The sequence below is a fragment of the Lyngbya sp. CCY1209 genome (genome assembly GCF_035615495.1).
Taxonomy (GTDB): Bacteria; Cyanobacteriota; Cyanobacteriia; order Cyanobacteriales; family Microcoleaceae; genus Limnospira.
This window is the reverse complement of the sequence record NZ_JAJENU010000161.1, coordinates 1-8,771: the sequence shown is the minus strand read 5'-3', so window position 1 is coordinate 8,771 and position 8,771 is coordinate 1. Positions and strand designations below refer to the sequence as shown.

General features: G+C 56.0%; 8 protein-coding genes and 1 tRNA gene. 4 read left to right on the top strand and 5 right to left on the bottom strand.

Translation table 11 applies throughout. The features are described from left to right. Window positions 1–83 precede the first annotated feature (83 nt). The gene (locus LKE08_RS02190) at window positions 84–488 is read right to left on the bottom strand and encodes a hypothetical protein (RefSeq protein ID WP_324702552.1); all 405 of its coding nucleotides are present in this window, start codon (window positions 486–488) and stop codon (window positions 84–86) included. Window positions 489–830: 342 nt separating this feature from the next. On the opposite strand from LKE08_RS02190, the gene LKE08_RS02185 reads away from it, so the two are divergent. Both LKE08_RS02185 and LKE08_RS02180 read left to right on the top strand, forming a co-directional pair. Next, a complete protein-coding gene (locus tag LKE08_RS02185) occupies window positions 831–1,157 on the top strand; it encodes a TMEM165/GDT1 family protein (RefSeq protein ID WP_375341394.1) in 327 nt (108 codons plus the stop codon). 82 nt (window positions 1,158–1,239) lie between these two features. Further along, window positions 1,240–1,548: a TMEM165/GDT1 family protein gene (locus LKE08_RS02180; protein WP_324702550.1), complete on the top strand. Its 309-nt coding sequence runs from the start codon at window positions 1,240–1,242 to the stop codon at window positions 1,546–1,548. A gap of 75 nt (window positions 1,549–1,623) precedes the next feature. Here the strand turns inward: LKE08_RS02180 and LKE08_RS02175 are convergent, their stop codons facing one another. The 3 genes from LKE08_RS02175 to LKE08_RS02165 form a co-directional block, all read right to left on the bottom strand. Then, complete coding sequence (locus LKE08_RS02175; protein ID WP_324702549.1) at window positions 1,624–2,409, bottom strand: HAD-IIA family hydrolase; 786 nt, start codon at window positions 2,407–2,409, stop codon at window positions 1,624–1,626. 178 nt (window positions 2,410–2,587) lie between these two features. Beyond that, complete coding sequence (locus LKE08_RS02170) at window positions 2,588–3,934, bottom strand: TldD/PmbA family protein (RefSeq protein WP_324702548.1); 1,347 nt, start codon at window positions 3,932–3,934, stop codon at window positions 2,588–2,590. 246 nt (window positions 3,935–4,180) lie between these two features. Next, window positions 4,181–4,417 carry a helix-turn-helix domain-containing protein gene (locus tag LKE08_RS02165; protein WP_324702547.1) on the bottom strand — a complete coding sequence of 79 codons (237 nt, stop codon included), beginning with the start codon at window positions 4,415–4,417 and terminating at the stop codon, window positions 4,181–4,183. Between the two features lie 350 nt (window positions 4,418–4,767). Here LKE08_RS02165 and LKE08_RS02160 point away from each other — a divergent pair, with 350 nt between their 5' ends. Both LKE08_RS02160 and LKE08_RS02155 read left to right on the top strand, forming a co-directional pair. Further along, the gene (locus LKE08_RS02160; protein ID WP_324702546.1) at window positions 4,768–4,941 is read left to right on the top strand and encodes a hypothetical protein; all 174 of its coding nucleotides are present in this window, start codon (window positions 4,768–4,770) and stop codon (window positions 4,939–4,941) included. A gap of 324 nt (window positions 4,942–5,265) precedes the next feature. Then, a tRNA-His gene (locus LKE08_RS02155) sits at window positions 5,266–5,338 on the top strand. Between the two features lie 68 nt (window positions 5,339–5,406). Here the strand turns inward: LKE08_RS02155 and LKE08_RS02150 are convergent. Further along, entirely contained in the window at window positions 5,407–8,526 is a 3,120-nt protein-coding gene (locus LKE08_RS02150; RefSeq protein ID WP_324702545.1) for a helicase-related protein, read from the bottom strand. Window positions 8,527–8,771 lie beyond the last annotated feature (245 nt).

The following is an 8,771-nucleotide window of genomic DNA, read 5'->3' as shown; positions in this document are numbered from 1 at the left end:
GGGCAAGCACAGAGGCTTGCCCCTACCTCTATTATTATCCATTCATTTCAGGGGCAAGCACAGAGGCTTGCCCCTACGTTGCTTTAATTCAACAATTGTGCCGCTTGGGCGTGCATCAGGGCGATATTCGGATCGCGTTGAATGGCTTGATAGTAGCGCTTTTCGCGATCGCTTCCCGTTTCGTCCACCCGCAGCAGAAAACTCGCCTCTTCCAACAGTCGGTTCACTTCGTCGAGGGTGACGGGTTCTTTTGAATCTAGGGTTTCATCAATTTTCACGATAAATTTGGAGTAGGGACGCAGCCAACTGAACCACTCGTCGCCCACCACCAGGCGGAAAAACTCGCCTTTGGACTGAATGCGTCCGTGCTGCTTCTCGTAGGTGACTCGTTCGGACTCCAGCAGGGCTTTGTGCAGGTGCAGCAAAGCCGTCCGAAACTGGCGGAGGCGTTGAAATGGAAGATCTAGGGGAGATGGGACTGAAGACATGGACAAAAATTGCGATCGCGATACATTATTTAATTTATCAACTCATTCGCCACTTTAAGCCGAGTCGCCACACCGCAGGATTTCTATACCGTCCCCGGTTAGAGGCGGGAAAATCTCCGTCCCGGGGCGGACGACTTCGCACCGAAGCCCCTTCCCCCCCTTGCATCTTCGCTCATATTAAGTTAAGTTAATTTTCATAATCCTTTCATCGTCGAACCCGTGACACTGATTTCTGATTCCGTGGATTCTTATCAAACTCAGCCCGATCGCCGTCCTCCGAATCCCGCACTGGAGGGGCAACCGTCCGACTCACCCCTCACCGAACCGCAGCCCCAACTCGGCATCGACTATTCAGAATCCGCGATCGCCGCCGCCTCGGCCCCCAAACCCCTCAAAATTTGGGCGATCTTCGCCTCCACATTCGTGACCATTTTTCTGGCGGAAATGGGCGACAAAACCCAAGTTACCACATTATTGATGACGGCGGAATCTCACAACCCCTGGGTCGTCTTTGTGGGTGCGGGAAGTGCTTTAATTACCACCAGTTTGCTCGGCGTTTTAGTCGGCCGCTGGCTGGCGAGTCACATCCAACCCAAAACCCTGGAACGGGCGGCAGGAATCACACTCTTATTTATTTCTGTCCTGCTGTTTTGGGAGATATTACATTAATTTAAACTATCGCTCCGACGGCATTTGTAGGGGCGAATGGCATTCGCCCTCCCGCAGTTTTAATTGAGAGTATCATTATCCAATGGATTTCCAACTATTAGGTCTGAGTTTTATCACGGTGTTTCTATCCGAGTTGGGCGACAAAAGCCAAGTCGCCGCGATCGCCCTCAGCGGCAGCACCAAATCCCCCCGAGCCATCTTTTTCGGCACGGCTTCGGCCCTGGTACTCGCCAGCTTTATCGGCGTCATCGTCGGCCAGGGTGTGGCGGAAGTGTTGCCGACTCACTGGGTGAAAACCGCCGCCGCGATCGGATTTGCTGTCATGGGAATTCGCCTGGTTTGGCAGAGTTTCCGAGATGAGGAAGAAGAAGGAGAATTGAGCGAATCTTGATTGTTTTTAGAGGCAATAGGCAATGGGCAATAGGCCATAGGCCATAGGATCGGGAATTTTGGGAACTTGTGGGCTTTAGGGAACCAATTCGCCGATGCCGCTGAGGACGTAGTGGGGTCGATAGGCGAACCGGTTCAAATCAGCCTCGGAAGTGACGCCGGAGAGAACCAAAACGGTGTCGATTTCCGACTCGATTCCGGCGATAATATCCGTATCCATGCGATCGCCCACGATCGCCGTCTCTTCCCGCTGACAGCCCAACTTTTTCAGGGCGTGCCGCATCATCAGGGGATTCGGTTTTCCCAAAAAATAAGCCTTCGATTCCGTCGCCAATTCGATGGGTGCCGTCAGCGCCCCCGTCGCCGGAATAATACCCTTTTCGGAGGGCGCTGTCAAATCCGGGTTCGTGCCGATCAGCTTCGCCCCACTCCGCACTAACTGCACCGCCTTGGCGATTTTTTCGTAACTGTAACTGCGGGTTTCTCCGATGACAACATAATCGGGATTGATGTCATTGATGGAAAATCCGGCATCGTAAAGGGCCGTAATTAACCCCGCTTCACCGATCGCAAATACGCTCCCCCCCGGACACTGCTGCGCCAAAAATGCAGCCGTCGCCAAAGCACTCGAATAAAAGTGACTTTCCTCCACCTCCACCCCCAGCCGCCGCAGCTTCTCCTTCAATTCTCGGGGCGATCGCTCGCTGCTGTTGGTCAAAAATAAAAATCGCTTGTCCTCCCGGTGCAGCCAATCCAAAAATTCCGTCACCCCCGGCAACAAATGATTGCCGTGATAGATCACGCCGTCCATATCGCAAATAAACGCCCGACGCTGTCGCAATTCATCCAAAGAAATCGTCATTTTAAACTTCACTCCAAATCAGGTGGGAGTCGGGAGTCGGAGGGCTCAGGAGGCGACCGGGGCGACCGGGGCTCAGGAGGCAATTTCTTCCTCCACTTACCGAAGCTTACCGAAGCTTACCGAAGCTTACCGAAGCTTCCCCCACACCCCACGCCCGCACACCCCACACCCCAATTCCCTAAACACTATCGGTGATGCTGCTGAAGTTGAACGCCTTGACCCGGACGCCCGGAACCACGCCCACATCGTAACGCGCCGCCGAACTCAGGGCATCCACATCCCGCAACAGGTGGGGCAGACTCTGGTTGAAGCGCATATTTTTGATCGGGTAGGCGATTTTGCCGTTTTCGATCCAAAACGTGCCGTCCCGCGTCATCCCCGTCACTTCCAAGGTTTTGGGGTTGATGTAGCGGACGTACCAGGCGCGGTTGACCAAAATTCCCCGTTCGGTTTGGGCCACCAGATCCGCCACGCTTTGGTCCGTCCCGGCCATGACGACCGGCCAGGGGCTTCCGGTGGGGGTTTGATTGTGTTGAGATGCCCAGTAGTGGCTGTAAATCAAGTTTTGGGGAACCCCATTTTCCACGAAGGTCAGATCGTCCTTGGACAACCCATCCATCGAGAATCGATAACCCCGAATCAGGGGGTGAGCCGGATTGCGGCGGACATTCACCAGGGGACTCAACAGGGGTTCGCCCAGCAAGTTTCCGGCGGGTTGGCCCTGGGAGTCGGTGCGGGACATGAACGATCGCCCCTCGTCGGCGGCCCGGGCGTCCAGGTTCCACACCACCCACATCAGCAGGCTGCTGAAGGCTGCGCCGTCGAAAATGACCGGATAGACCCCCGGCTCGATTTCGCGGGGATTTCGGGAATCTAGCGCCCGCCGGATGACCGTTTCGGTGAGGGGTTCGAGGGGGAGTCCGTCCATATTCCAGGCTCTGCGCCCGGTCCAACCCGAACCGGTGTCGATGCGGGCCGTGACGCTGAACTCTGCGGCGGTGTGGCGATCGCAGACTCGGACGCCCCGGGAATTGCCGACCGCGACCAGTTCCACTTCGGTGCTCAGGGTGCCGGACATTTCCACCCCGGCCCGGGCCCCCTGCTCGCAGACAGCCCGCACCTTTTCCCCCCGGGCGAGGGGCGAGAAGGTCGCCGTGGCTTCGTCAAAGGCGGCGGGGCGATCGGGGTAGGTCTGCGGTTCTACCAAGGGCACCCACTCGGGATCTTCCGGGGCGATGCGGGCCAGATCTTCGGAGCGGCGCAGGGTGTCGGCGATCGCTTCCGGGTCGAATTCCGTGGTGGTGACGGTGGCGCTGCGCCTCCCGAAATAGCTGGTGATTGCGAGTTTGAACTGATTCCCACTAACATTTTGGGTGATTTGATTTTCCGAGTAGCGGGTGAGGGTATCTTCGCTGTTGCTCAGGCAGACGGCCACTTCCTCGGCGTGGGATTGTTTGATGGTTTCCTCGATGAGCGATAGCGCTTCATCCGTGGTGATGGACGGGGATGCTGTTGCTACGGTCATAGTTCAGATCGTGGGTAGGGGCTGAATCTTGTTTAGCTTAACTCACAATTGATGGACGGAGGCAAACCCGCAAAAAAAACGCGATCGCCCATTTATTTAATTGAAAAGACTGGGGACGTACCGACCCAGTCTTGCGGAATTTTAGAGGCCGACAATCGCGGCAGTATTGAAGGGAAGTGAATTGATATTGAAAGGATTGTGAAAAAGTCGCGATCGCCCCGTGCAGAGGAGGCCATGAGTCCCGCTTCAACGTTTGAAGTACGGGTCGATCAAGCCGGTTTCCGTCCCTTCCATCTCCGCCAATTTCTGTCGAATTGCATTCATCGCCAATTGCGAAGGTTTGGCGCGGCCGCGCTCCCAGCGGTTGACGGTTTGGAAAGAAACCCCCAGCTTGGCGGCGAATTTTTCCTGAGATAACCCCAGACGCTGACGGAGGGTTCGGATCAGAGTTGGCAGATCGGCGGTGGTCGTGACTGACGTCATGGTAGATCGTCTCCCGAGTGATTCAATAATTTCACGTTACGATATAACACCCGATATAATCAATGGTAAAATTACGGAACTTGGGGCGATCGCTGTTGTAACAATTCTTCCGGCTGCTTCCGGGAAATTACGGATCAGTTAGCCTCCCACACCGAATCGGTCAGTTTTTTTTCGATTCCCATTCCGACCCGCCACCGCCACAGTCAGAAAAATCGGCATTTTTTTACAAAGTAAAATCGTCTAATTTTTCAGGCGCAAATGTCGGAGAGACGGACGCTTGTCGTTTTAAAATTTTGGGCTATAATGAAAATATAGAGAGAAAATCATTGCCATTAAGAGAGGTTAAGAAAATGTTACAAACCCTTCATAAATTTGAAGTTAAAACCGCCAGCCCCGCTTGGACGAAAAGCCAAGATAGACCCGAACGCAGCCGCCAGAAAACCTTGACAGAAAAAGGTAAATTGGTCGCCCATTGGCTCACCGACGACCAATCCCGACTGTATTGCCAGTGGGTTTGGGAATGAACGGAAGTGATATCAAATCCTGATAATTGACCACAAAACATCTGTGGTGGAGGGAGTCGGTCGTCGATCCTAGGGAGTCGAGTTTTCCTGTTTCCCTTGAGTCCTCCCGATGTCCGAGTATTTAACCGGATCTGATATTAGGCGACGCCCGGGACTCCCGACCCGGGATCAGACACCGGGGACATGGGAAGCCGGGGGGACGGGGAAAATGGTTTTCCCTTCCCCCAACCCCTTCAATCCCCTCGTCCGGGCCGTCTCGAAAGTTTTTTGTCGGGGGGGGTTGCATCTGCGGCGAAACCCGTGTTAAGATAATAAACCGGAATGGCGAGCGTAGCCAAGTGGTTAAGGCAGAGGATTGTGGTTCCTCCATGCGTGGGTTCGAATCCCATCGTTCGCCCTTAAGCGAATATTACCGATGACAAATAATTGGTGAATGTACAACAGGCTTTGGGCGATGGGCAAAGGCTAATCGCCCGCCACCCGCGATCGCATCCGGTGAAACAGGGGGTCGCCCCAAGTCATCAGCCGCAGCGACGGATCGGCTTCAAATGCTTCCGGGTCAAACGTGACCCGATCGCGATCGCCCCCCTCCGCCGAAAGTAGCGTCCAAACGCGATCGCCCCCATCCTCAAACTCGAACCCCCCCGCCTTCAAGAGCTTTGAAGTCGAGAACAGATCCTCCAAAAACTCCGGAGTCAGCCGAGACGGCGACAGGGGGCGGCGCAACTCCGCCAGATCCGCGTCCACGTCCATTTTCACCATCTCGTCCAGGGACGGGCGCAGGGGGTCGGCATCGAAGCTGTCCTCAAATTCCCCCATCAGCACATCCTCCTCTTCCGGGTCGGCGCTCATCGCCGCCCGCTCGATAAACGTGGGAACCCGGGCTAAAATGGGCTGGAGGTTGCCCACGACGTTGGCGAACAGCCCGATCCGCTCCCGCAGGCGGCGGTAAACCTTCGCTTCCACCGTGCCATCGTAGTAGAGGTTGTGGATCTTGACCGTGGGGTAGCGCTGCCCGATGCGGTCCAGGCGCCCGATCCGCTGCTCGACGCGCATGGGGTTCCAGGGCAAATCGTAGTTGACCAAAACCCCGCAGGTCTGCAAATTCAGCCCCTCGCTGGCCGACTCCGTGCACAGCAGCAGCTTGATTTCGCCCTGCCGGAACAGATTTTTGATTTTCCCCTTGGGGACGACCCGCCAGCGGGGGTCCGGGTCGTGGACGGGCAGTTCCCCGCCGCGCCCGGAATAGCAGGCCAGGCGATCGCCGTAGACCGATCGCAACTCGTCCCGCAGGTAGTCCATCGTATCAGTGTACTGGGTAAAAACGATCGCACTTTCCCGCTCCAAAAACTCCCGCCGCAGGGTATCCAGGAGAAACGACAACTTGCTGTCCTCCCCCGTATTCTCGAACTGCCGCAGCAACTCTTCCAAATACTCGATTTCCTTCGGATCGACCGGTTCGACGTAGGACTCCAGGCCCTCGATGATCGCGTCATCGGCGTCGTCGAGGTCCGCCAGGTCGTCCGGGGTGATGCTGATACCGTCCAGGCGCCGCTGGAGGGACTCGCGGATGGCATAAAAAGAACTCGTCAACCGCTTTCGGTACAAAGTCATCAGGAACCCCAAAGCCTTACGATCCTGTTTCTGGGCGAGGCGGTAGAAATTGCGGACGTAATCGCTGACGGCCCGGTACAGGGGAATTTCGCGATCGCGCTCCAGGGAAATCGCATTATCCGCCACCACCCGGCGGGGGATGTCCTGTTCCAGGAGTCCCCGGCGGTAATATTCCCGCAGGGTGTCGCGGGTGTGTCGGAACATCAAGTCTTTTAGGGGTGTGTTCGTACTCAGGTATTGCCGGGAACTAGCCACGAAAGACTCGTCCCCACAGAGTTGTTTGGGGTTGACCATCCTTTTACCCCGTTGCCAGATATCCTGGAGTTTGTAGCCTAGTAAGCGATCGCGATCGCCCAAAAGCTGCTGCATTCGGGGGCAAGGTTCCCCGCCACCCCGGAAATAATCCACGGACATCTCCTGCCAGAACTCCAGTATCGACGAGTTCGGGTCCTCCGAGAGGGAAGCAAAGTAGTTGCAGAAATTGTCCCCATAACGCCAGTGGCCGTGAAGTCCCAGCAAATCAAGCAAGTCAAACACCTCAATCGGATCGATCTGCATCGGCGTCGCCGAAAGCAAAATCAGCGAGTCAGTCCTTTCTCGCAACTGTCGCATCAACTCCAACAGGCTATTCGGCGTATCTTTCCCCGCTTTGGGAGCCCGGCGACGAGCGTGGTGAGCCTCATCGAGGACAACCAGATCCCAGGGCTCCGCCTCCAACAGTTCTTGAGCCCGTTCCCGGCGGCGGACGAGGTGGGAAGAAGCCAGAATCAGTGCGTGGCGGTTCCAGGGGTTGCCCTCACTCAGAGCTGATACCGTCCCGTAGGGGTCCTTAAATTCCCCCTGGCTGTAGCTCCAGAAGTGCAGGTTGAATTTTTCCCGCAGTTCCTCCTGCCACTGGGATTGAACACTGGCCGGAGCCAGTACCAAAACCCGCTCCACCCTGCCACTGACGAGCAGATAGCGCAGGATTAACCCCGTTTCAATCGTCTTTCCCAGGCCCACCTCGTCGGCGATCAAAAAGCTGCGGGGGAAGGTGTCGGCGACCCGGCGCAGGATTTTGAACTGGTGGGGCCAGGGCCGGACGGGGATGGATTTCAGGCAGAAGTCCAGGCAACTCGGATCGCGGGGCAGGTCGAACAGGGGGGCGAAGGCCTCCAGTTCCCGGCGCCGTTCGGCTTCGGTCAGTTTTTCGGGCTCCGGCGGGGGCGGTTCCGCCGGGTCGATCGCCCGAGTGTCGAATTCCTGCTCATGCTCCCAGGTGGGTTTGGAATTGGGGGTGTAGCGCAGCAATTTGGCGCGGACGGCTTCGGGGATGTCGAACAGCTTCACATTGGGGGCGAAATCATTCCAAAGCTGCTCGAACCGGAACACCTCCTCATCCACCCGCTCGGCGTCCCGGCCCCCCTCCCAGCCGCAATAGACATGGAAAGATTCGACGTTGAGCTCCCAGCCGCTCGGGGTTTCGTTGTTGGAGCCGAAAAACACCAACTGATTGCCATTATCGTCAATAAAAATACCAACTTTTTCGTGAAAAATGTGGTTCGGGTCGAGTTGTTGTTCCGGGTTTTCCGGCATCCCGTCCGACTTCAGGGGGACGGCGATTTTAATGTCCAGGCGCCCGTGTTGGATCAGCCAGGAGAGGATCTCGAAGTGCCGGAGTTGCGCGAAGGTTTGGGGCGGGGTGAAAGTCGCATCCAGACGATCGCTCAAAGCCTCCCGGAGGGCGTACCCCCGTCGAATTGCCTCCAAGTCCGCCCGGTCGAACTGGCATCCCATAATGAGCCGCATTTTGCCATCATTTTCCAGCAGGGCACCCAACCCGGCGGCGACCCGGCTCAGGATGGCGCCGGAGAAAAACCCCGACTTGCGATCGTATTGACGGCAATTTTCCAAAGCCGGGATGTAAAAGTCAAGAATCGGGTTATTTTCATTAGTAGAGTAGCTGCTGCGCCAGGAGCGATCGGGTAACATAATTAGACAATAGGTAATATCGAATCACTTTTCATTGTTAATTATTAATTGTTAATTGTCAAACAAATTCAATTCCCCTCCCCCACTTGGGGGTAATTCCAACTGTTTGACAACAACTTTCGCCTTGCTCTCGTCCATTCCCAGCCACACGGGTAAACCGGATCTGATATATAGACGGTGCGTTACATTTCATTAACGCACCCTACACCGGCTGAAACAGTCCGGTAGGGTGGGTTAGGCGCGGC